The organism is Flavobacterium foetidum (assembly GCF_004634245.1).
Taxonomy (GTDB): Bacteria; Bacteroidota; Bacteroidia; order Flavobacteriales; family Flavobacteriaceae; genus Flavobacterium; species Flavobacterium foetidum.
In genome coordinates this window covers 199750-225532 of sequence record NZ_SJTF01000007.1, presented here as the reverse complement: position 1 = coordinate 225532, position 25783 = coordinate 199750, and the positions used below count along the sequence as shown (strand labels likewise).

The following is a 25783-nucleotide window of genomic DNA, read 5'->3' as shown; positions in this document are numbered from 1 at the left end:
CTTGTAGGTTTAGTTAAAAATATAGAAATACCTACAAGGTTTTGAAAACCTTGCAGGAGAACAGAAAAAGACATGAAAAAAATATTCATCATACTAACCCTTTCGCTTTTTGCTGTGAGTTATTCGCAGAAAAAGAAAGATTTATATCTTTTTACGTCGTTTAGAGAACCCGCAACAGAAGGTTTATATTTGGCATACAGTGAAGACGGTTACAATTGGAAAGGATTACAAGGATCATTTTTAAAACCCGAAATCGGAGCGAGTAAAATCATGCGTGACCCGTCAATAACAAGAGGAGCAGACGGAACCTATCACATGGTTTGGACAACCGACTGGAAAGGCGGAAACGGTTTTGGCTACGCAAGTTCAAAAGATTTAATTCATTGGTCAGAGCAACAATATATTCCAGTCATGAAAAACGAACCAGAAGTGGTAAACGTTTGGGCACCGGAGATTTTTTATGATGATGTAAAAAAAGAATACATAATTATCTGGGCATCGACAATCCCGTTCCGATTTCCAAAAGGTGTTGAAGAGGAGAAAAACAATCACAGAATGTATTATGTAACAACAAAAGATTTCAAAACGTTTTCTGATACAAAATTATATTACGATCCAGGTTTCAGCGTAATTGATTGTGTGATTGTCAAAAAAGGAAAGAAAGATTATGTTTTGGTTTTAAAAGACAATACAAGACCCATGCGAAATATAAAAGTAGCTTTCGGAAAATCGCCTTTGGGTCCGTTTCAAAAAAGTTCAGAACCTTTAACTGAGTATTTATCGGAAGGTCCAACAGTAGTAAAAGTCGGTAAAAACTGGCTGTTGTATTATGATAATTACGGTTCGAAAAATTATAAAGCGTTAAGCACAACAGATTTTGTTCATTTTGAAGATGTATCATCCAAAATAAGCCTTCCTGAAGGACACAAACACGGAACGATTACAACAATCTCTTCAGACGTTTTAAAGGGATTAATTGATAGAAAATAAAAAATCAGCTAAAATCTGCCAAATCTGCGAGAGTATTTTTTTTTCTCCCGAAGATTTAGCAGATCAGGCAGATAAAAGAAATGGTTAGAAAAATTTCACGCAGATTTAAAATGATTTAAGCAGATTAAGCAGATTTTATTTTAAAAAGGAAATAAAAAAATCTGCATAAATCAGCTAAAATTTGCCTAATCTGCGTGAAACAAAAAAATAATAAAATGATTGCTTTCCAAAACATAAAAAACAACATCATCACAACTGCCACAATTATTTTGGCTTGTACCGCTGTAAATGCACAGAACGACACGGTGCGTTATGTTGGCAAAACACTTTCAAACATCGATTACCATCACGGACAGTTGAGTCCAGCAGTTGGAGTTCACGCCACACAAATCATGCGCGCTAGCCGTGAACACCCGGAAAAAGCAGATGGTTTTGGATGGACGTACAATCACCAGCCGATGATGGCGTATTGGAATAATACTTTTTATCTGCATTATTTAAGTGACCCTTCTGGAGAGCATATTCCGCCAAGCCAGACTTTATTAATGACTTCTAAAGACGGCGTAAAATGGACAAAACCAGAAGTGATTTTCCCAATTTATCGCATCCCTGACGGATGGAAAAAAGAAGGTGTTGAAGGTGTTGCCAAAAATCTCGATGCGATTATGCACCAGAGAATGGGTTTTTATACCTCAAAAGACAACCGACTTTTTGCTTTAGCGTATTACGGAATCGCAATGGATGAAAAAGATGATCCAAACGACGGAAAAGGAATTGGACGTGTCATTCGTGAAATCAAGAAAGACGGAAGTTTTGGCGAAATTTATTTCATCAGATACAATAAAACATGGGATAAATCGAAATCGAAATTCCCATTTTATACCGCATCAAAAGACAAAGGTTTGAAAAAAGCTTGCGAAGAAATTTTATCAGAACCTTTAGTTTTACAGCAATGGGTGGAAGAAGCCGATCGTGATGATGAATTGATTCCGTTGCAGAAACCATACAAAGCCTTCAGTTATTACCATTTGCCAAACGGAAATGTAGTTGGTTTATGGAAGCATGCTTTAACATCCATCAGCAGAGACGGTGGAAAATCTTGGGATTATATGCCATTACGTGCGCCGGGATTCGTAAACAGCAATGCTAAAATCTGGGGACAAAAAACATCAGATAATCGTTATGCAACACTTTACAATCCGTCAGAATACCGTTGGCCTTTGGCGATTTCAACAAGTGATGACGGACTGAATTATAAAGATTTATTATTGGTTCATGGAGAAGTAAGTCCGATGCGTTACGGCGGAAACTACAAATCTGCAGGGCCGCAATACGTTCGCGGAATTACGGAGAAAAACGGAACTCCGCCAGACGGAAAAATTTGGGTGGGATATAGCGTAAATAAAGAAGATATTTGGGTCGCATCGATTTCGGTTCCCGTTACTTCGGTGGTTACAGAAAATGTAAATGATGTTTTTAATACTCTTCCCGACGGACAAGAATTAAAATTATGGAATACGTATGATTTATCATGGGCATCAACCAAAATCGAAAAGAAAGCCGATGGTAAAAAATGGCTGACATTAAGAGATCAGGATTATTTTGATTATTCTCGTGCTGAAAGAGTGATTCCTTTCGCCTCAAAAATGGAAGCGATTTTTACAGTAAAACCAGAACAAAACAATCACGGTTTATTGCAGGTTGAATTTCAAAATAAACAAGGGTTGCCTTCAGTAAGATTGGTTTTTGACAGCGACGGACAATTGAAAGTAAAAACGGGAGCACGTTTTAATACAATTGCTAAATACGAAGCCAATAAAACGTATAAAGTAGTGGTAAAATTAGATGCTAAAAACCGTCAGTACACCGTAAAAGTAAACGACGAAAAAGAATCAACCAAAATATTCTATGCGCCAACAGATGGTTTTGAGCGAATTATGTTCCGCACAGGAGAGCAGAGACACACGCCAAATCCGGACACAGCGCCAGACACAGACGATTACGACGACCTGCCTCAAACCGGAAAATTAATCCCAGAAGCAGTATTCAATATCGAATCTTTGGTAACAAAAAAATTATAATTAGCTTGCCACGAATTGCACGAATTTGCACGAATTTTTTTATTTGACTTAGAAAGAAATTCGAGAAATTAGTGTAATTCGTGGCGAAAAAAAGAACGCGGATGGAACTGATTTGCTACCGCGAAGACGCGGATTAACACGGATTTTATATTTTTAGAAAGAAAAAAAACGTTTTTATCCGCGTCTTTACGAAGTAAATCCGTGTCATTCGTGTACTAATCTCAACAATAAGAAATGAAGCATTTTAAAATTATACTATTTCTTTTAGTCACATTTATTTCTAATGGACAAATTTTGCCTGTACGTTTAACAACAGAAATGGCTGAAAATCCATTAGCCGTAGTTCAGAATCAACCGAGATTGAGTTGGAAATTGGTTTCAAAAGAATCTGATGCCTCACAAGTTGCTTATTTGATTTTAGTAGCTTCATCAGAAGAAAAACTAAATAATGATGATGGAGATATTTGGAATTCAGGAAGAGTTAATACCGATAAAAACCTGCATATTGTTTATAATGGAAAACCGTTAAAAAACGAAACCAAATATTTCTGGAAAGTAAAAGTATGGAATCAGTCAGGAAAAGTTTCAAAATGGAGTAAGAATGCCTTTTTTAGGACCGCTCCGTTAGAATCAGATTTAAATCCGGTTTGGATTGGTGCGATTACCAAAGCCGACAGTCATTTGCCAGAAGGAAGAACGTATCACACAGCAACTTTCAACAGAGAAAAAAAGATGTCCTTTATCAATGCTTCCGATTCTTTGGCACGCAGAAGTATCATGCTTCGCAAACCTTTCGAAATTGAAAAAGTAGTTAAAGAAGCTGTAGTTTACATTTCAGGTTTAGGACATTATGAATTAACTATCAACGGAAAAAAAGTGGGCAACAGTCAATTTGCGCCACTTTGGACCGATTATGATAAAACGGTTAATTATAATGTTTATGAATTAAGCGCAAAAGATTTTCAAAAAGGCGATAACGTAATTGGCATTTTGTTAGGAAACGGAATGTACAATACGCTTGCCGAAAGATATACCAAATTCTTCGTGAGTTTTGGCCCGCCGACTTTATTCTTTAAAATGAAAATCAAATATAATGACGGTTCAGAAGAAATTGTAAAATCAGACGGAACTTGGAAATACAGCAAAAGTCCGATTACGTACAACAGTATTTTTGGGGGAGAAGATTACAATGCCAACTTGGAACAAAAAGACTGGAATCGTAAGGATTTCAAAGATAGAGATTGGAAGAAAGTAGTGATTCAGGAAGCACCAAAAGGAGTTTTAAGACCGCAGACTGCTCCGCCGGTTACGATTCAGAAACAATACGAAGTAAAAACCGTAAAAGAACTGAAACCTAATTTCTATGTTTTTGATATGGGACAGAATCTTTCGGGATTTCCAACCATAAAAGTAAAAGGAAAAAGAGGACAATCGATTCGTGTTTGGGTGGCTGAAGGATTAAATGAAGAAGGAACAATCGCGCAGGGAAGGTCTGGAAAACCATATTATTACGATTACACTTTAAAAGGAGACGGAACAGAAGAATGGACGCCAAAATTCAGTTTCTATGGTTATCAGTATGTTCAGATTGAAAATATTAATTACAAAGAAGATAAAAACAAAGAGTTTCCAACTTTAGTTGATTTGAAATCGAATTTCATTTACAATTCGGCTGGAGAAGCGGGAAGTTTTGCCTGTTCGAATGAGATTTTCAACAAAACCCACGAACTGATAAATAACTCGATAAAAAGTAATTTCCAAAGCGTTTTTACCGATTGTCCGCAACGTGAAAAGTTAGGCTGGCTGGAAGAAATTCAGTTGAATGGTCCAGGATTGATGTTCAATTACAATCTGCAGACTTTCCTTCCTGCAACCATGCAGAACATTTCAGATTCACAAAGAGATAATGGTTTGATTCCGAGTATTGTACCAGAGTATATAATATTCGGTGGTGATTTTACCGATTCTCCAGAATGGGGTGTAACAGGTGTAATCTTGCCTTGGATGTATTACGAATATTATGGTGACGCTTCATTATTAGAAAAATATTTTCCGATAATGAAAAAATACGTGGATTATTTAGAAACAAAATCTACAAACCATATCGTTTCTCACGGATTAGGAGATTGGTACGATTACGGAACGCATGCTGCAGGATATTCTAAAAATAGTCCGATTGCGCTTTCGGCGACTTCTCATTACTATTATGGAGCATATTTGACGGCAAAAGCTGCAAAGTTATTAGGAAAAACCGAAGATTTTGACAAATACAATGCATTGGCTTCGGAGATTAAAACAGCTTTCAACAAAGAATTTTTTAACGAAGCAACCAAACAATACGGGACAAACAGCCAGTTTAGCAATGCTGTTCCGATTTTTATGGATATTGTAGAACCGCAGTATAAAGATGCGGTAATGCAGAATCTTTTAGCTGACATCAAAGAAAAAGGCGACCGACTGACGACTGGAGATGTTGGAAATCGTTATTTATTCCAAACTCTGGCACAAAATGGCGAAAATGAAACCATGTACAGAATGCACAATCATTATGATGCGCCGGGTTATGGTTTTCAGATTAAATTTGGCTTGACCACTTTAACCGAACAATGGGATCCGAGAAAAGGAAATTCGTGGAATCACTTTATGTTAGGTCAGATCGAAGAATGGTTTTACCAAAGTTTAGCGGGAATCAAATCGGATCCTGAAAAACCGGGTTTCAAACATTTCTTTATTCAGCCAGAAGTGGTTGGCGATATGACTTTCGCGAAAGCGGACTATCAATCGGTTTACGGAAAAATTGCTTCTTCATGGGAAAAGAAAGAAGGCAAGTTTATTTTAACCGTTCAAATTCCGGTGAATACAACAGCAACGCTAAAACTGCCTGTTGCTAAAAATTCTGAAATAAAAATCGATAATAAAAGAGTTAGAGCAGGTTATAACGAAAAAGCACAAAAACCTGTTTTAGAATTAGGATCAGGAATTTATACAATAGAATGCACAATATATAACGCGGATGGGACGGATTTACTTCATAAAGACGCGGATTAAAACGGATTTTTCTTTTTTTAAAAACGTAATAATTGAATTGCCTCCAGTTTTAACTGGAGGTGTAAGAAAACAAAGTAAGTCACAAGGCTTTAGCCAAATGACTAAGTTCGGCTAAAGCCAATTTTAGGAATCAAAAATATTTCCCTCCAGCTAAAGCAGGAGGCAATTAAAAATAATAAAAAAATCCGTTTTAATCAGCGTTTTCGCGATAGCGAATCCGTGTCATCAGCGTCCCAACACACAACAATATCAAAATGAAAAAAATAAAATACATCATCTTAGTTTCCATTTTTGCTTTGACATTTGCCAATGCGCAAAGTACTTCTGATACGAATTTTAGAAAGCCAGTATCAGAAACACTGAAAAAAATCGAGACTGTTTTTAACGTAACCATCAACGATGACAGAGGTTTGCTGAAAGGAAAAGAACTCGACTATGCCGACTGGAGAATTGAACCGGGAAATCTACCGCTTTCGCTGACTAATATCTTGGCGCCGTTTGAATTGATGTATTTTAAACAACCCGATGGAACCTACATCATACGCAAGTATGAAAACCATAAAGTTTCGGTTGATAAAGGAAAAGAACGCTTGTTTTACTTAGAAAGCCTTTATTCGACCAAAGAAGAATGGGAGAAACGCAAAACGGAGTTAAAAGCTTGTATGATTGCATCATTTGGATTAGAAAAGGCACCCCCAATGCCCAAGTCTAAACCACTTTTAACTCCAAAGAGAATTTACAAAGATTATAGTGTAGAGAATATTGCTTTGGAAATCTTGCCAGGTGTTTATGCAACGGGGTCGATTTACAAACCGTATCCGTTAAACAAAAAGGCAGCGGTTATTATTACACCTGATGGGCATTTCGGTGACGGAAGATACAGAAAAGATGAACAGTACCGTTGTGCCATGATGGCCAAAATGGGCGCAATTGTAGTAGGTTACGATTTATTCGCGTGGGGAGAATCGTTATTGCAGTTTCCAGAAGAAACACACAGAAACAGTATTGCATCGACAGTTCAGTTGCTAACAGGAATTCGTTTCTTGGATTATTTGTCAACTGTAAAAAATGCCGATATGACAAGAGTTGGTGTAACTGGAGGTTCTGGCGGAGGGTCGCATACGATGTTTTTATCTGCGATTGATGATAGAGTGAAAGTTTCGGCTCCAGTTGTAATGGTTTCGTCACACTTTTCAGGCGGTTGTCCATGCGAAAGCGGACGCGGCATTCACTTATGCGGAAACGGAACCAATAATGCCGAAATCTCAGCTATGATGGCGCCAAAACCACAATTAATTGTTTCAGACGGAAAAGATTGGACATTGGCCGTTCCTGAGTTGGAGTTTCCTTTTATCCAAAGAACCTACGAATTGTACGGAAAGAAAGATTTAGTCGAAAATGCGCATTTTGCAAAGGAAGGACACGATTTCGGAATCTCAAAACGTATGGCTTTGTATCCGTTTATGGCGAAATATTTAAATTTAGATTTGAATAAAGTGAAAAACGAAAAAGGCGAAATCGACGAGTCGACTTGTGTAATTGAACCAAAAGAAAAGTTGCTGGTTTTTGGAGATAAAGGAGAAAAACTCCCAAAAAATGCTTTGAAAGACATCAACAAATTATATGAAATGTTCAGAGAAAAGAATCTGAAAATTTACGAGGTTAAGAAATAATTAGGTTTGCCACGAATTTCACTAATTCGCACGAATTATTTTTTTGCCACAGATTAAAAAGATTAAAAGGATTTTTTTATCTGCTTAATCTGCAAAATCTGCGAGAGTAAATTTTTTTCACGCAGATTTTGCATATCTAGCAGATTTTTAATCAGTGGAAATCCTTTAATCTGTGGCAAAATAAATTAGAGAAATTAAAATAAAAATTAAAAAAGAAATTAGTGCAATTCGTGTAATTCGTGGCGAAAAAAAAATATACTATGAAGTTAAAAATTAAAATAACGGCAATCTGTTTTGGAATTTTTTCCTTAACAGCAACAGCTCAAAACGACCTAAAATTATGGTACGATAAACCTGCAGCAATCTGGAACGAAGCTTTGCCTTTGGGCAACGGACGTTTAGGCGCAATGGTTTTTGGCGACCCAGCGGTGGAGCGTTTGCAATTGAACGAAGAAACGATTTGGGCTGGTTCTCCAAACAGCAATGCACATACAAAATCAATCGAGGCTTTGCCAAAAGTAAGACAGCTTATTTTTGACGGAAAATTTGATGAAGCACAGGATTTTGCTACCAAAGATATCATGTCGCAAACCAATGACGGAATGCCGTATCAGACTTTTGGAAGCGTTTATATTTCGTTCAACGGACATCAGAAATATACCGATTATTACCGAGATTTAGACATCAGCAACGCTACGGCAAAAGTAAAATACAAAGTAAACGGTGTTGAATTTACAAGAGAAATTCTAACCGCATTTTCAGACCAGGTCATTGTAGTCAAACTTTCTGCAAGTCAGCCGGGACAAATTACTTGTAATGTTTTCATGAACAGTCCGATTGATAAGACGGTAGCTTCGACAGAAGGAAACCAGATTATACTTTCGGGAGTTGGAACTAACTTTGAAGGCGTAAAAGGAAAAGTAAAATTTCAGGGCCGATTAAGCGCTAAAAACAAAGGAGGCCAAATAGATGCCAGCAATGGGGTTTTAAGCATCAATAAAGCTGACGAAGTGATTTTGTACATTTCGATTGCAACCAATTTCAAAAACTATCAGGATATTTCGGGCGACGAAATTGCGAAAAGTAAAGACTATCTAGCGAAAGCGGAAACAAAAGATTTTGAGATCATAAAGAAAGCTCACGTTGAGTATTACCAAAAATTCTTCAACAGAGTTGCTTTAGATTTAGGTTCGAATGAATTGACTAAGAAGCCTACAAACGAAAGAATCCGAGATTTTTCGAAACAGTTTGATCCACAGCTTGCTGCTTTATATTTCCAATTCGGACGTTATCTTTTAATTTCGAGTTCACAGCCAGGCGGACAGCCAGCCAATTTGCAAGGAATTTGGAACGATATGGTAACACCGCCTTGGGACAGTAAATATACGACCAACATCAATGCCGAAATGAATTACTGGCCTGCACAGGTAACCAACTTGCAGGAAATGCACGAACCTTTTGTGCAAATGGCAAAAGAGTTGGCCATAACAGGTGCAGAAACGGCAAAAACAATGTACAATGCCAGTGGATGGGTTTTGCATCATAACACTGATATCTGGCGTGTAACTGCTCCGGTAGATTCAGCGGCTTCGGGAATGTGGCCGACGGGTGGCGCTTGGGTATGTCAGGATTTATGGGAAAGATATTTATATACAGGTGATAAAAAATATTTAGCAGAAATTTATCCAATCATGAAAGGAGCCGCCGATTTCTTTTTAGATTTTATGGTAATAGATCCGAACACAAAATATTTGGTGGTTGTTCCATCAAGTTCTCCTGAAAACACACACGCAGGAGGAACAGGAAAAGCAACAATCGCATCAGGAACAACAATGGACAATCAGTTGATTTTTGATTTGTTTACACATGTTATGGAAGCTTCTGCATTGGTTTCGCCAGATGCATCTTATGTGAAAAAAGTGAGCGAGGCTTTGGCAAAAATGCCGCCGATGAAAGTCGGAAAACACAGTCAGTTACAAGAATGGCAAGACGATTGGGATAATCCAAAAGACAATCACAGACACGTTTCGCATTTGTACGGATTGTATCCAAGTAATCAAATTTCACCAATCAAAACACCTGAATTGTTTGAAGCTGCCAAACAATCATTGATTTACAGAACAGACGAATCTACTGGCTGGTCAATGGGATGGAAAGTGAATTTATGGGCAAGATTGTTAGACGGAAATCATGCCTATAAATTAATTCAGGACCAATTGCATTTGGTTACAGCCGACCAAAGAAAAGGCGGCGGAACGTATCCGAATATGTTAGATGCACATCAGCCTTTCCAAATTGATGGTAACTTTGGATGCACCGCTGGTTTTGCCGAAATGCTGATGCAAAGCCAGGAAGATGCGATTCATTTACTGCCTGCTTTACCAGCTGTTTGGAAAGATGGAAGCGTAAAAGGGTTAGTTGCCAGAGGCGGTTTTGTAATAGATATGACCTGGAAAAACAATAAAGTTTCGGAGCTGAAAATCTACTCAAAAATTGGAGGAAACTGCCGATTGAAAGTGGAAAATACGTTAAAAGGTTCTTCAATCAAAAAAGCAAAAGGGAAAAATTCAAATCCGTTGTTTTATGATGTGGAAGTGAAGAAACCGATTGTTTCTAATGAGGCAAAATTACCTAAAGTACAATTGCCAACTTACAATATTTACGATGTTAATATGAAAGCGGGGCAGACGTATACTTTTACTGGGAATTAAAAATATTTTAAAACCATATAAGTGATATAAGAAATATAAAGTTCTGGACGTTGCTGCAAGGTTTTCAAAACCTTGTAGGTATAAATTAGAAGGTTTAGTTTGTATTGTGAATCGAGAATTGAAATGATATTGATATTCCTGCGATTAAACCTAACAGGGTTTTAAAATATGTTAGGTTTACGTACAGTTTGTCATTTCGAGGAACGAGAAATCTTCGCAAGAAACTCTACAAAGTTGCTCAAGCATGCGGGAGCTACTTGCGAGGATTTCTCCCTTCGGTCGAAATGACAAGATTGTGTTGAAAAAATGAAATATAGACCTACAAGGTTTTCAAAAACCTTGCAGGAGATTGAAAACGTGAAGGTCTTTTGCGTGAGTGATGGAAGTGGAGCTCTCCCGTTTTTTCATCGAGAATCGGGGAACGGTCAGCACGATTCGCTATGACGAACACGCCCAAAGAATTAGATTTAAAATAATAATTAAAATATGTTACAACATTTTAAACATAAAATAATAGCATTTTCAGTTGTAATTGCATGTATAAACAGCAGCTGCAAATCTGGTGTAGACCATTCTCAAAAAGGAAAATCGGTTATTTTAAAAGAAAAAAACTTCAAACATTATGTTGATTATTTCAATACGATGGAAGATGAAAATTTAAAATTTGCGATTCCGAATGATAGTGCGTGGGCCTGGATGGAAAAGAATATTCCGCTGTTTGAATGTCCGCAGCAAAATTTTGAGGAGATTTATTATTATCGATGGTGGACGGCTCGAAAACACATCAAAAAAACACCGCTAGGTTTCGGGATTACTGAGTTTTTGGTAGACCGTTCATACGCCGATAAATACAATTTGATTGCTTGTGCTTTAGGACATCATATCAACGAATTTAGATGGGTTCATGATTCTAAATACATTGAGCAAGATGTGAAAATCTGGTATAGAGGAAACGATGGTAAACCAATGAACAAATTGTATAAATTCAGTAGTTGGACAGCTGATGCCTTGTACAATCGTTATTTGGTCAATAAGGATGAAAAATTCTTATTGGATATGTATCCAGACATGGTTACAGATTATGCTGTTTGGGAAAAAGACCGTCAGCGTAAGGATGGTTTGTTTTGGCAGCACGATGTAAAAGACGGAATGGAAGAATCTTTAAGTGGCGGACGAAAAGTTCAAAATGCAAGACCAACGATTAATAGTTACATGTATGGAAACGCTATGGCGATTTCTAAAATGGCTGCTATGAGAGGCGATAAAGAAGCAGAGGCAAAATTCAAAGCAAAAGCTGATATTCTGCAAAAATTAGTGGAAACGAAATTGTGGAATCAGAAAAGCGAATTTTTTGAGACCTTTACGGAAAAAGACACTTTGGCTCAGGTTCGAGAAGCAATCGGATTTATTCCGTGGTATTTTAATCTGCCGGAGCAAAACAAAGGTTTTGAGAAAGCATGGGAACAGATTAGGGAGGAAAAAGGATTTTCGGCTCCGTTTGGTTTAACGACAGCGGAAAGAAGAAGTCCGAGATTCAGAACTCACGGAACAGGAACTTGTGAATGGGACGGTGCGATTTGGCCATTTGCAAGTTCGCAGACTTTGACCGCGTTAGCGAATGTCCTCAATAATTATAATCAGGATTTTGTTGGTAAACCAGATTATTTCAAACAAATGGAGTTGTACGTACAATCGCAGTATTACAGAGGAAAACCTTATATTGGCGAATATTTGGATGAAACAACAGGATATTGGTTAATGGGCGACAGAGAAAGAAGCCGTTATTACAATCACTCGACTTTCAACGATTTAATGATTACAGGTTTGGTTGGTTTACGCCCGAGAGCTGATGAAAAAATTGAAGTAAATCCGTTGATTCCGCAAGAAAAATGGGATTGGTTTTGTTTGGATAATGTTTTGTATCATGGAAATATTATTACCATTCTTTGGGATAAAACAGGAGAAAAATATAAAAAAGGAAAAGGATTTAGAATCTTTAAAAACGGGAAGGAAATTGCAGTTTCTGAGAAATTGGAGCGAGTTATTTCCGAGTAGACGTAATTGTTGTGTCGAATTGTTGTGTCGAATTGTTTCACGCAGATTTAAACAGATTTAAGCAGATTAAAATGATTTTTTTTCATTTAAAAGTTTAGTTTGTCATCTCGGGGACGAGGGATCACCCAAGCAGGTCGGCAAAAGATTGTCGATTTACTTTGAGGAATTTCTAGTGTGATTTCTCGTTCCTCGAAATGACAAAAAAATCTGCTTATATCAGCTTAAATCTGCAAAATCTGCGAGAGATAAAATAAAGCAAAAGCTTAAAAATAAAACCATGAAAAAGTTTTTTTTACATATTACAATAATCATCTCACTTTTAAATATTTCGGCGGAAGCCCAAAACAAAATCGTTGTAAGTGATTTAAAATGCGAAATGTCGACCAATCCTGAAGGGATTGATGTTTTACAGCCAAGATTGAGTTGGAAAATAAAAGCAGCTATAAATGATGTAAAACAGACAGCGTATCAAATTATTGCTTCTTCAAGTTTAGCGAAATTGAATGCAGGAAATGGCGATTTATGGGATAGCGGGAAAGTGCAAAGTGATGTTTCTATAAATGTGATTTATAATGGAAAAAAACTAAAAGACCGACAAGACGTTTATTGGAAAGTAACCGTTTTTACCAATAAAGGTGAAATTCAATCCAAAGAAAATGCACATTTCAGTATTGGAATTTTAACTTATGCCGATTGGAAATCGACTCGTTGGATTGGCTATGAAAAATTGTCTAAAGATGACAGTGTTTCGCAATATTCGAGATTGTCTGCGAGATATTTACGAAAAGAAATCAACTTGAAAAAACAAGTCAAAAGTGCCAAAGTTTATATTATGGGAATGGGCTTGTACGAGTTGTACATTAATGGAAATAAAATTGGCGACCAAGTTTTAGCTCCAGTTCCCACGGACTACACCAAAAATATAAAATACAATGTTTTTGACGTCACTTCTCAATTGAAAGAAGGTAAAAATATGCTGGGAACGATTTTAGGGAACGGACGTTTTTTTGCCATGCGCCAAGATTACAAACCCTATAAAATCAAATCATTTGGTTTCCCAAAAATGGCTCTGCAATTATTTGTAGAATATACCGATGGAAGCAAAGATGTAATCAGAACCGATGATACTTGGAAAATCACCACCGACGGACCGATTTTATCGAATAACGAATACGATGGAGAAGAATACGATGCCCGCAAAGAAATGAAAGGCTGGAATACCGTTAATTTTGATGATAAAAAATGGCTTGCTGCGGAATATGTTCAAGAACCAGGCGGATTCTACGAAGGACAGATGTCGGCAAATATGAAAATTAAAGGTGAAGTAAAACCGATTTCAATCACACAAACGCCTAAGGGAACTTATATCTTGGATATGGGACAAAATATGGTAGGCTGGCTGCAATTGAAAGTAAAAGGAAATGCGGGAGATAAAATCACGATGAAATTTGCTGAATCTTTACAGTCAGACGGTTCTTTGTACATTGCCAATTTGCGCGATGCCAAAACGACCGATATTTATACTTTAAAAGGCGAAGGCGAAGAAATTTGGGAACCACGTTTTGTTTTTCACGGATTCAGATTTGTAGAGATTTCAGGATTTAAAAGCAAACCCGCTTTAGAAAATTTTGTTGGAAAAGTCGTTTACGATGATATTGCAACAACAGGAACTTTCGATTCTTCAAATCCGATAATGAATCAGATTTTTAAGAATGCGTGGTGGGGAATCAGCGGGAATTACAAAGGAATGCCGATTGACTGTCCGCAAAGAAACGAGCGCCAGCCTTGGTTGGGAGACAGAACAACGGGAGCTTACGGAGAAAGTTTCTTATTTGACAATCAGACTTTATACGCAAAATGGTTAGATGATATTAAAAACTCACAAACCATTGATGGCGGAATTCCAGATGTGGCACCTGCCTTCTGGCGTTATTATGGCGATAATGTGACTTGGCCCGGGACATACATTACGGTTGCAGATATGTTATATCAGCAGTTTGGTGATGCAAAAGTGGTAGAGAAACAATATCCATACATGAAAAAATGGATGGATTATATGGAACAAAACTATTTGGTTGAAGATATTATTACCAAAGACAAATACGGAGATTGGTGCGTTCCGCCTGAATCTTTAGAATTAATCCGTTCGAAAGACCCTTCTCGTTTAACGGATGGCGAATTGATTTCGAGTGCGTTTTATTATCAGCTTTTAAATATCATGAAAAAGTTTGCTGTCATTGCCAATGCTGAAAATGATATTAAACATTATGATGAATTGGCTTCAAGAATCAAAAAAGCATTCAATACTAAATATTTTAATGCATCAAAAAACAGTTACGCCAATAATACCGTAACAGCCAATTTATTGCCTTTAACTTTCGGAATGGTTCCAGAAGAATTAAAACAAAAAGTTTTCGAAAATCTGGTACATGAAGTTGAAGTGACTAAAAATGGTCATGTGAGTACGGGCGTTATCGGAACACAGTTTTTAATGAGAACGTTGACTAATTTCGGTCGTGGCGATTTGGCTTTCAAATTGGCATCCAACAAAACCTATCCAAGTTGGGGTTATATGGTCGAAAACGGCGCCACAACCATTTGGGAATTGTGGAACGGAAACACAGCTGACCCGGCAATGAATTCGCAAAATCACGTAATGCTTTTAGGCGATTTATTGATTTGGTATTACGAAAATATGGCAGGAATCAAAAGCAATCCTGAAACTCCGGGGTTCAAACAAATTATTATGAAACCTGATTTTAATGCCGGATTGAGTTATGTAAATGCTTCATACGAATCGGTTTACGGAACGATAAAAAGTGATTGGAAAAAAGACAAAAAAGGGTTGGTTTGGAATGTTACGATTCCTGCTAATACAACGGCTATAGTATATTTACCAACAACGAATGTTTCATCAATAACAGTGAATAAGCAAAAGTTAACTCAGTTTTCTACTTCTATTAAAACAAATACTAATAATACTGCTGTTACATTACCGTCAGGATCCTATGTTTTGAATGTAAAATAAGAAAGTTTTTTCGTACTATTGCAGATTGTTGTAAAAAGTGATTTATGGATGCTATTAAAGTTTTTGAAGATAAAAAAGTACGAAGCCATTACGATAAGGATAATGAAATTTGGTATTTTTCTATAGTAGATATTGTGGAGGCTTTAACAGATTCTAAGAACCCTACAGATTATTTAAAAAAAATTAGAAAGAGGGATGTTGCACTTGGAAGTTACATAGGGACAAATTGTCCCCAGGTAACAATGCTGACTAATGGAAAAAAGCGTAAAACACTAGCAGGCAATGTTGAGAATATTTTTAGAATAGTACAATCAATTCCATCGCCCAAAGCAGAACCATTTAAATTATGGCTGGCAAAAGTAGGTCATGAACGTATTCAAGAAATTCAGGATCCTTCACAAAGTATAGACCGTGCGAGAGAAAACTGGAAAGAACACGGACGAAGTGAAAAGTGGATTCAACAGCGTATGATGGGACAGGAAACTCGAAATAAACTAACGGATTATTGGAAAGAAGCTGGAATTGAAGGGAAAAATGAATTTGCAATTCTAACTAATATTATTCATCAAGAATGGACTGGCCTTTCAGTGAAAGAACATAAGGAAGCAAAAGGCTTAAAGTCGCAAAACCTTAGGGATCACATGAGCGAGGCAGAACTTATTTTTACAGCACTGGCCGAACTTTCTACAAGGCAGATAGCAGAAAACGATGAAGCAAGAGGATTAGGAGAAAATGCAGAGGCAAGTAAAAAAGGTGGGAAAGTAGCAAAAAATGCAAGAATAGAACTGGAGCAGCAAACGGGTAAAAATGTAGTGACAAACGAGAATTTTTTGCCTCCTGCAAAGGAAAAAAAGACCTTACCTAAGAAATAATATTTTTTTAAAAAGTTCAACCCTAAAAAATACCATTTATCGTACTGTTTTAATATGTAATGTTACAACAGTAAAAAAGTGATTTAGCTATTACGTTTTCGTCAGGAAATTTTGCGATAAACGTTAAATATGCTGCATTTTTAGTATTTCGGGACAGTACAGGATGCATTGTTAATTTTTTAGTGTTATTTTTACACTTAATAAATATTTTTACCTAAAAAAATATTAGGTGTTTATTTATAGAAATAAAATAATTCATAATTTATTAAGAATGAAGATAGCAAAATTAGCATTTGTCTTGTTTGGACTTTTCCTTTTAGGAAGTTGTAAATCGGCTCTAGAAAAGAAAACTTGGAAAGAAGGAATTTTAGTAGATCAGTTTGTTTACGATAAAGCACCTTATCCTTCGTGTCATGCGATTACAATTGTCGAAGCTACAAATGGTGATTTGGTTGCTTCTTGGTTTGGAGGAACTCACGAAAGAAATCCTGATGTCTGCATTTATGTGGCAATTAAACCAAAAGGAAGCGACACTTGGAACGAGGGTGTAAAAGTAGCCGACGGTGTCATGAAAGACGGACCGAGATTACCAACTTGGAATCCGGTTTTATATCAGATTCCGGGTGGCGATTTAATGTTATTCTACAAAATCGGGCCAAAACCATCAGAATGGTGGGGGGTAATAAGAACTTCATCTGATGGCGGAAAAACATGGTCTGAAGCTAAAAAAATGCCAGACGGTTTCTTAGGACCAATCAAAAATAAACCTGTTTTATTAAGCAACGGAACTTTATTATGTCCGTCAAGTATTGAAGGCGATGGCTGGAGACTTCGTATGGAATCTACTCCTGATTTTGGGAAAACTTGGGTAATGGGCGATACGCTTCCAAGAGGAAAACAAAAAATCAATGCTATTCAGCCTAGTATTTTATTCCATAAAGACGGAAGCATTCAAGCGATTGGAAGAACAAGAAACAGAGCTATTTTTAGCACTTTCTCAAAAGATAACGGAAAAACTTGGTCGGATGTTGAGTTAATCGGATTGCCAAATAACAACTCTGGAACTGATGCTGTGACACTTAAAGATGGAAGACATTTATTGGTTTACAATCACGTTTTACCTCCGGGAACAGAAGCAAAAGGACCAAGAACGCCTTTGAATGTTTCGGTTTCAAAAGACGGAATCAATTGGAACGCTGCTTTGGTTTTAGAAGATTCAAAAATCAGTCAATATTCTTATCCTTCAATGATTCAAAGTTCAGACGGAATGGTGCACATTGTTTACACTTGGAGAAGAGAAAAGCTGAAATACGTAAAAATCGATCCAAGTAAATTGGTTGCACTTCCAATCAAAAATGGAGTTTGGCCGGGTGAAGAAGGAAAAGTGGTAACAGCAGTAAAAGCAGAAGAAGAGTAAAATTAATTGAACCATTAAGGGATTAAGAAAGTTAAGTTGTTGTGCTTATTATGCTTTTTCTATAAAAAGAACATTAAGCTTAATTCTCTTAAAAATTCTAAGAATAAAAATAGTAAAAGCACCGAAGCTTAATTTCCTTAATATCTTAATGGTAAATTCAAATAACATGAAGCTAAATAAAAACTTAATTGTTATATTATTTGTTGCGTTATCAACAACATTCAACAGCTGTGCGACGGCTCAGTCTTCCAACAAAAAGCAAAAATATAAGGTTGCTGTTTGCGACTGGATGATTTTAAAAAGACAAAAATTAGGCGCTTTTGGTTTGGCAGCTGAAATAAAAGCCGACGGAATCGAACTCGACATGGGAGGTTTAGGAAATAGACCCACATTTGACAGTAAATTGGGTGACCCTGTTGAAAGACAAAAATTCTTGGACAAATCAAAAGAAACCGGAGTTGGAATCAGTTCAATTGCCATGTCTGGATTTTACGCGCAATCTTTCGCCACAAGAGAAATCACGCCAATGATTACAGACTGTATTCAGGCGATGAAAAACATGAAAGTAAAAGTGGCGTATCTTCCATTAGGAACGCAAACCGATTTGGTTAAAAATCCAGAATTGCGTCCAGAAGTGATTAAAAGATTGCAATGGGCAGGAAAAGAAGTAGGTAAAATAGGAGGAATTATTGCAATCGAAACTTCGTTAAGTGCCACAGATGAGAAAAAACTTTTGGACGAAGTAGGTTCAAAATACATCAAAAGCTCTTTCAATTTTGCCAATGCAGTTGATAATGGCAGAGATATTTCAGCAGAATTAAAAATCTTAGGCAAGAAATATTTAGCGCAGATTCACGCTTCAAACACCGATCAGTTTTGGTTGGAAAATGACAAAGCGATTGATATGCCAAAAATCAAAGCGACATTAGATGAAATGAAATGGAGAGGCTGGCTGATTGTAGAGCGTTCTCGTGACGTAACACAGGTTCACAATGTAAAAGCCAACTACGGAGCAAATGTGGCTTATTTAAAAAAGATTTTCCAGAATTAATTTCACGTTTTCCTGCAAGGTTTTCGGAACCTTGTAGGTATTTTATAAAATAGATGCATATACAAGGTTTCGAAACCTTGCAGGATGTTCAGCAGATACAAAAAACAGCATACCATGAAATATTTACAATTACTTTTTTTATGTCTTTATGTCTCTTTCGCGACAGCGCAGAACATCACTATTGTAAGTGATGCGAATTCGCCAAGAGCAAAATTTGGAGCAGATAAAATATCTGAAACACTGAAAACAAAAGGATTCAGCATAACTTCTGCTGATAAATTCAAAAAATCAAAAGATAAAACAATTGTAATTGGAGAAAAAGGAACCGATTTTTGGAAGAAAAATGCGAAAAGCGCTAAAATAGACGACAGCAAATTAGCAAAGAAAGAAGGTTTCCAGATTCGTACGAAGGATAATATAATTTATATTGAAGGATCAGACGCTAGTGGAACTCTATACGGAGCATTAGAATTAGTGGATCGAATTAAAACTTCAGGTCAGCTTCCGTCGGAAATCAATATTGAAGATAGTCCAGAAATGGTTTTGCGTGGTGCTTGTATCGGCGTACAGAAACCGGTTTATCTTCCGGGTCGCGATGTTTACGAATATCCGTATACACCAGAAACTTTCCCTTGGTTTTATGATAAAGCACTTTGGATTAAATATTTAGATATGTTGGTAGAAAACCGCATGAACTCTTTGTATTTATGGAACGGACATCCGTTTGCTTCTTTGGTAAAACTGAAAGAATATCCATTTGCAGTTGAAGTAAGCGATGAAGATTTTAAGAAGAATGAAGAAATCTATAAATTCTTAACAGTAGAAGCCAACAAAAGAGGAATCTGGGTAATTCAGATGTTCTACAACATTATTGTATCTAAGCCTTTTGCAGAACACTATAACATTAAAACTCAGGATCGTTCAAGACCAATTACTCCAGAAATTGCTGATTATACGCAAAAATCGATTACTGCTTTCATTGAAAAATATCCAAATGTTGGATTGTTAGTTTGTTTGGGAGAAGCTATAAACACAATTGATGATGATGTGGAGTGGTTTACCAAAACGATTATTCCTGGAGTTCATGACGGAATGAAAAAGTTAGGAAGAACAGACGAACCACCAATTATTTTGCGTGCTCACGATACAGATGCACCTTTGGTGATGGAAAAATCGCAACCATTGTACAAAAATTTATACACGATGCATAAGTATAATGGAGAATCGTTGACGACTTATACTCCAGGTGGTCCGTGGGGAGATATTCATAAAAAACTTAGTTCATTAAACTCGGTTCATATTTCAAATGTTCATATTCTTGCAAATTTGGAGCCTTTCAGATACGGTTCACCAGACTTTATTCAGAAAACGGTAAAAGCGATGCATAACATTCATGGAGCTAATGCATTACACTTGTATCCGCAAGCTTCGTATTGGGATTGGCCCTATTCTGCAGATAAAACTAAAACCGGCGAACGTTTATTGGAAATGGATCGCGACTGGATTTGGTATAAAGCTTGGGCAAGATATGCTTGGGACAGCAAAAGAGATAGAAACGAAGAAGTTCAGTTTTGGGATAAAGACTTAGCGAAGAAATTCGGAACAAGTCAAGAAGCTGCCAATAACATTTTAAAAGCTTACGAAGAAACAGGAGAAATCGCTCCAAAAACCTTAAGACGTTTTGGAATCACAGAAGGAAACCGCCAAACTTTATTGTTAGGAATGTTCGAAAGCCAATTGGTAAATCCGTCAAAATGGAGAGTGTATCCTGGATTCCACGAATCTTGTGGACCAGCTGGCGAATTGCTTTTGGAATATGCTAAAAAAGAATGGAACAAAGAACCACATTCTGGCGAGCTTCCAACGCAGATTATTGCTGAAATTACAGAACATGGAAGATTGGCAGTTGAAGCCATTGACAAAGCTGAAGCCAGCGTAACCAAAGACAAAGAAGAATTTGAACGTCTTAAAAACGATATTCATGCTTACAAAGCGTTTGCCGATTTCTTCTCAGAAAAAGTAAAAGCCGCTTTATTGGTTTTACGATACAGTTATTCAAATGATATTGCCGATTTAGACAAAGCAATGCCTCATTTAGCGAAAAGCATTGAGTACTATGAATTATTGGTAAAACTAACAAAAGATACGTATTATTATGCCAACAGTATGCAGACCGCTCAGCGCCGTATCCCAATTGGGGGAGACGATGGAAACAACAAAACTTGGGCAGAATTATTACCGCATTACGAACGTGAATTGGCTAATTTCAAAAGAAATTTGGAAAAGTTGAAATCGTCAAAAGACGGTAAAATCGAAACTAAAGAAGGAAAACCTTGGAAAACTGCTGAAGTAACATTCATTGACGAAAAACCGGGAACTTATTTAGTTAAAACTGGAACAAAAGTGTATGGAACAGATATTTCTGAATTAACTAAAATTGCTCCAGAACTTCAAAATTTAAGAGGATATTCGTTTGTAGAAAACGATCAGAATGAAAAAGGAACGCATTTGAAGTTTAGAAATACAAAAGCGGTTAAATTAGTAGTTGGGTATTTCAATTCGGATCAAAAGAGATTTTTATTACCGCCAAGCTTAGAAACAGACGCTGCAGGAAATGCACACGGTCAAGCCGAAGTGATTTTGGCAAGTGCCATGAATTTAAAAGATTTACCACGTGTAAACATTCATACCTATACTTTTCAGCCAGGCGAGAATAAATTAGATTTAGGAAAAGGAAAAGTATTGATTTTAGGTTTTATCGACGCAGATCAAAATATTACACCACGCGATGTTGGATATATTGATGCAGGAGAGAAAGCAGCTATTGACTGGTTGTTTTATTAATAATTTGGGCGTGTCCCTCCGGGTCGGGCTTTCGGCTATATCTTTTATTCCGCTCCGCTACATAAAAGGATACCGCCTCAATCCCTCACGCGAACTCGTTGTTAATTTAGACCTAACAGGTTTTTAAAATCTGTTAGTTTTAATTAAGAATATAAACAAAATCTTGTCATCCCGAGGAACGAGGTACCTCCGCAAGAAACTCTACATAGTTTGTCATTTCTACCAAATGGAGAAATCACACAAGAATTTCCGTTCAGAAATTCACCAATCTTTGTCGAGCTTCTAGTGTGATTTCTCCTCCGTCGAAATGACAAATGTTACGATTTCCTACAAGGTTTTGAAAACCTTGCAGGATATACAACAAAACTTAAATTACCTTATATACCTTATATGGTTTAAAAATATGAATAGAATAGTTTTTTTTATTTTTTGTTTTTTTTCAAGTCTTTGCTTTGTTTGGAGTCAGAGCAAAGGTTCAGTTCGTAAAGAAATTTCGCTGAATTCATCTTGGGAGACCGTAATCTTGGATAATCTTCCGCTGAAAGAAGAAGATTTTGTAGAAAATCCAAAAACTGATTCCAATTGGCAAAAGGTAAGTGTGCCTCACAATTGGGATCAGTATTATGGTTTTAGAAGAACAAAACATGGAAATTTGCACGGCACTGCTTGGTACAAAAAAACATTAAAACTCGACAAAACCGCCGCTGGGAAAAGGCTTTTTTTGTTTTTTGAAGGCGTTAGTTCTTACGCAACAGTTTGGGTAAACGGCAAAAAAGTGGGCGAACACAAAGGTGGGCGAACCACTTTTACCCTTGATATTACCAAAGCTGTTTCTTTAGAAAAAGAAAACCAGATTCTGGTAAAAGCATCGCATCCTTCCTTTATTGCCGATTTGCCTTGGGTTTGCGGAGGCTGTTCGGGCGAATGGGGATTCTCAGAAGGTTCTCAGCCGATGGGAATTTTCAGGCCTGTTACTTTAGTCGTTACAAACGATGTTAGAATTCAGCCGTTTGGCGTTCATATGTGGAATGATAAATCGGTTTCTAAACAAAAGGCAATTCTTCATACAACTACAGAAGTCAAGAATTACGGGACGTCAGTACGAAATTTGACAATCGAGAATATTCTTTTGGATGCCTCAGGAAAAAAAGTTGTTATTATAAAAAGCGACAACAAAATCAATTCGGGAGAAACAAAAGAAATAGCACAGACACTTCCTGAGATTTTAAGCCCAAAATTATGGTCGCCATCTAATCCGTATTTGTATAAATTGGTTACTTCAGTATATGAAAACGGAAAAATAATTGATCAGTTAACGACACCTTACGGAATCCGTTGGGTTAGCTGGCCGGTTAGTCGTGACGGAAAAGACAATCGTTTTTTCATCAATGACGAGCCTGTTTTTATAAACGGAGTCTGCGAATACGAACATTTGATTGGAAAAAGCCATTCGTTTTCAGATGAAATGATTCATTCCCGAATCGAACAAATCAAAGCGGGCGGATTTAATGCTTTTAGAGAAGCGCATCAGCCTCATAACTTATTATATCAAAAAGAATTGGACGAAAACGGAATCTTATTTTGGAGTCAGTTTTCAGCACATATCTGGTACGATACGCCGGAATTCAAGGAAAACTTTAAAACTTTATTACGAGAATGGATTAAAGAACGTAGAAACAGCCCATCTGTTGTAATGTGGGGATTGCAGAACGAAAGCACGATTCCAAAGGAATTTGCAGAAGAATGCACGCAGATAATCCGCGAAATGGATCCGTTATCAGCTTCGCAAAGAATTGTAACGACGTGTAATGGAGGAGAAGGAACAGATTGGAATGTGGTACAGAACTGGTCGGGAACGTATGGCGGCGATCCGTTAAAATATAGTTTGGAAATGACGACTCAGTTGTTAAACGGAGAATACGGCGCATGGCGTTCAGCCGATTTACATACGGAAGGAGAGTTTGACCAAAAAGGAACATTAAGCGAAAACCGTTTTTCTCAGTTAATGGAAATTAAAGTGAGAGAAGCCGAATCGGTAAGAGATAAAATCGCGGGGCAATTCAACTGGATTTTTGCTTCACACGAAAATCCGGGACGCGTACAAAATGGAGAAGGTTTTAGAGATATTGATAAGGTAGGACCTGTAAATTACAAAGGACTTTTTACTGTTTGGGGAGAACCTCTGGATGCGTTTTATATGTATCGTGCGAATTACGTTTCCAACAAAAGCAATCCGATGGTCTATATTGTTTCGCACACTTGGCCAAGTCGTTGGGAAAAACCGGGAATCAAAAACGGAATCGATATTTATTCGAATTGCGAGGAAGTAGAATTGTTTAATGATGTGAATAAATCGTCATTAGGAAAACTGAAAAATCCAGGAATCGGACAGCATTTTATCTTCAATAATGTCAATATTCAATACAATGTTTTATACGCCGTTGGATATGTAAACGGAAAAGCGGTTGCCAAAGATTATATTGTTTTGAATAATCTGCCTAAAGCACCCAATTTTGAAACTCTAGTAGCTGATAAAAACGATATTTTAAAACCAAATAAAAGCTACAATTATCTTTACAGAGTAAACTGTGGCGGTTCTGAATTGATGGACAGTTCCGGAAATATTTGGTCAACAGACAGACATAAAAATGGACAAAATACTTGGGGTTCGCTATCATGGACCGATAGTTTTGAAAAATTGCCTGATTTTTTTGCCAGTCAGAGAAAAACTTTTGACCCAATAAACGGGACAAAAGACCAAGAATTATTTCAAAATTTGAGATACGGAGCTGATAAGCTTCGTTACGAATTTCCTGCGCCTGACGGAGAATATTTAGTCGAATTGTATTTCACAGAACCTTGGTACGGAACAGGAGGCGGAATGGATTGCAAAGGCTGGCGTCTGTTTGATGTTGCTATTAATGATAAGATTGTTCTAAAAGATTTTGATATTTGGACAGAAGCAGGACATGACAACGCTTTAAAGAAAACGTTCTTAGTAAAAAGCGTAAACGGAAAAATTGTGATTTCATTTCCAAATATAAAAGCTTCGCAAGCGATTATTTCTGCGATTGCGATTGCGACGAAAGATAAAAACGTTAAAGCTGTCAATGAATCACCGAGCAATATTCAAAATGTGAGTTTGGATTCTAAAGAGTTTAAAATAGGTTCTTGGTTGGATATTAATTCGAAACAATATTTAAATTCAGAAGTGAGTTATACCGAATTGCCTTCAGAAGTTTTTGGCGCAGATTATTTACAGTTTTCAGTTAATTCAAAAAATAAAGGTTCATTCACTGTAAAAGAAGAATCGACGATTTATATTTTAGTTGACAGTAAAATCAAAACAGTAAACGGACTTTCGGATTATAAAAAAATAGAAGAAAAAGCGAAAAACAGCAACGGAATTTTATTTGACGTTTTCACTAAAAAAGTAAAGAAAGGTGAGAAGGTTCTTTTTGATAATTCAGAAGCAATTTCTACAATTGTCGTTGTTCCAACTTACGATATGGGCGAAAAAGACGATTCGAGACCTGTCGTAATCATCGAAGCTGAAAAAACAAAAACAACAGGAACCGGAATCGAAAAAGGAAATTTCAAAAAAGCAGATTATATCGAATTCACTAAGAAAACCAATAACAGCATCGAGTTTGAGGTAAAACCAGGTGTGGCGGGAATCTATTTAATGCGTTTCCGTTTTATGAATCGAAATGAAGTTCCGTTAAAAGTGAAATTCAAAATGGAAGATGCGTACGGAATTTTGATGCGAAATGACACGATTGAGTTTTTCCCTTCACCTGAAAAATGGAAGATTTTGAACACAACATCTGGAGGATATATCAACGCAGGAACCTATAAAATTACGCTCGAAGGAGATGATTTGAAGGGGCTAATGTTGGATAACTTCGAATTTCAGTAAATAAAAATAATCTAGCAAAGTCGCAGAGTAGCAAAGGAAATTAAACCATATAAGTAATATAAGATATTTAAGTTTTGTCTTAATTGAACTTATA

Annotated in this window: 12 protein-coding genes; all 12 read left to right on the top strand. The window is 36.8% G+C overall.

The genetic code is table 11. The features are described from left to right. Positions 1 to 72 precede the first annotated feature (72 nt). Positions 73 to 990: a glycoside hydrolase family 43 protein gene (locus tag E0W73_RS11090; protein WP_135222144.1), complete on the top strand. Its 918-nt coding sequence runs from the start codon at positions 73 to 75 to the stop codon at positions 988 to 990. 215 nt (positions 991 to 1205) lie between these two features. Beyond that, positions 1206 to 3071 (top strand): sialidase/neuraminidase family protein, encoded by a 1866-nt coding sequence (locus E0W73_RS11085; protein ID WP_135222143.1) that lies wholly within the window; start codon positions 1206 to 1208, stop codon positions 3069 to 3071. 234 nt (positions 3072 to 3305) lie between these two features. Then, a complete protein-coding gene (locus E0W73_RS11080) occupies positions 3306 to 6119 on the top strand; it encodes a glycoside hydrolase family 78 protein (protein ID WP_135222142.1) in 2814 nt (937 codons plus the stop codon). Between the two features lie 254 nt (positions 6120 to 6373). After that, positions 6374 to 7792, top strand: coding sequence for an acetylxylan esterase (locus E0W73_RS11075; RefSeq protein WP_135222141.1), 1419 nt, complete (start codon positions 6374 to 6376; stop codon positions 7790 to 7792). A gap of 260 nt (positions 7793 to 8052) precedes the next feature. Continuing rightward, on the top strand, positions 8053 to 10503 hold the full coding sequence (locus E0W73_RS11070) for a glycoside hydrolase family 95 protein (protein ID WP_135222140.1): 2451 nt from the start codon (positions 8053 to 8055) through the stop codon (positions 10501 to 10503). 486 nt (positions 10504 to 10989) lie between these two features. After that, complete coding sequence (locus E0W73_RS11065; protein WP_135222139.1) at positions 10990 to 12558, top strand: MGH1-like glycoside hydrolase domain-containing protein; 1569 nt, start codon at positions 10990 to 10992, stop codon at positions 12556 to 12558. Positions 12559 to 12835: 277 nt separating this feature from the next. After that, positions 12836 to 15586: a glycoside hydrolase family 78 protein gene (locus E0W73_RS11060; RefSeq protein WP_135222138.1), complete on the top strand. Its 2751-nt coding sequence runs from the start codon at positions 12836 to 12838 to the stop codon at positions 15584 to 15586. Between the two features lie 44 nt (positions 15587 to 15630). Further along, positions 15631 to 16458 carry a BRO family protein gene (locus E0W73_RS11055; RefSeq protein WP_135222137.1) on the top strand — a complete coding sequence of 276 codons (828 nt, stop codon included), beginning with the start codon at positions 15631 to 15633 and terminating at the stop codon, positions 16456 to 16458. 271 nt (positions 16459 to 16729) lie between these two features. Next, entirely contained in the window at positions 16730 to 17875 is a 1146-nt protein-coding gene (locus E0W73_RS11050; protein WP_135222136.1) for a sialidase family protein, read from the top strand. A 166-nt stretch (positions 17876 to 18041) separates the two neighbouring features. Continuing rightward, entirely contained in the window at positions 18042 to 18926 is an 885-nt protein-coding gene (locus tag E0W73_RS11045; protein ID WP_244248472.1) for a sugar phosphate isomerase/epimerase family protein, read from the top strand. Between the two features lie 114 nt (positions 18927 to 19040). Beyond that, complete coding sequence (locus tag E0W73_RS11040) at positions 19041 to 21770, top strand: alpha-d-galacturonidase (protein WP_135222134.1); 2730 nt, start codon at positions 19041 to 19043, stop codon at positions 21768 to 21770. Positions 21771 to 22173: 403 nt separating this feature from the next. Then, positions 22174 to 25689: a malectin domain-containing carbohydrate-binding protein gene (locus tag E0W73_RS11035; RefSeq protein ID WP_135222133.1), complete on the top strand. Its 3516-nt coding sequence runs from the start codon at positions 22174 to 22176 to the stop codon at positions 25687 to 25689. Positions 25690 to 25783: the final 94 nt, after the last annotated feature.

Bases quoted from the DNA above. Each gene is read 5' to 3' on its own strand.
- E0W73_RS11090 (WP_135222144.1), top strand. From the start codon at position 73: ATGAAAAAAATATTCATCATACTAACCCTTTCGCTTTTTGCTGTGAGT.
- E0W73_RS11085 (WP_135222143.1), top strand. From the start codon at position 1,206: ATGATTGCTTTCCAAAACATAAAAAACAACATCATCACAACTGCCACA.
- E0W73_RS11080 (WP_135222142.1), top strand. From the start codon at position 3,306: ATGAAGCATTTTAAAATTATACTATTTCTTTTAGTCACATTTATTTCT.
- E0W73_RS11075 (WP_135222141.1), top strand. From the start codon at position 6,374: ATGAAAAAAATAAAATACATCATCTTAGTTTCCATTTTTGCTTTGACA.
- E0W73_RS11070 (WP_135222140.1), top strand. From the start codon at position 8,053: ATGAAGTTAAAAATTAAAATAACGGCAATCTGTTTTGGAATTTTTTCC.
- E0W73_RS11065 (WP_135222139.1), top strand. From the start codon at position 10,990: ATGTTACAACATTTTAAACATAAAATAATAGCATTTTCAGTTGTAATT.
- E0W73_RS11060 (WP_135222138.1), top strand. From the start codon at position 12,836: ATGAAAAAGTTTTTTTTACATATTACAATAATCATCTCACTTTTAAAT.
- E0W73_RS11055 (WP_135222137.1), top strand. From the start codon at position 15,631: ATGGATGCTATTAAAGTTTTTGAAGATAAAAAAGTACGAAGCCATTAC.
- E0W73_RS11050 (WP_135222136.1), top strand. From the start codon at position 16,730: ATGAAGATAGCAAAATTAGCATTTGTCTTGTTTGGACTTTTCCTTTTA.
- E0W73_RS11045 (WP_244248472.1), top strand. From the start codon at position 18,042: ATGAAGCTAAATAAAAACTTAATTGTTATATTATTTGTTGCGTTATCA.
- E0W73_RS11040 (WP_135222134.1), top strand. From the start codon at position 19,041: ATGAAATATTTACAATTACTTTTTTTATGTCTTTATGTCTCTTTCGCG.
- E0W73_RS11035 (WP_135222133.1), top strand. From the start codon at position 22,174: ATGAATAGAATAGTTTTTTTTATTTTTTGTTTTTTTTCAAGTCTTTGC.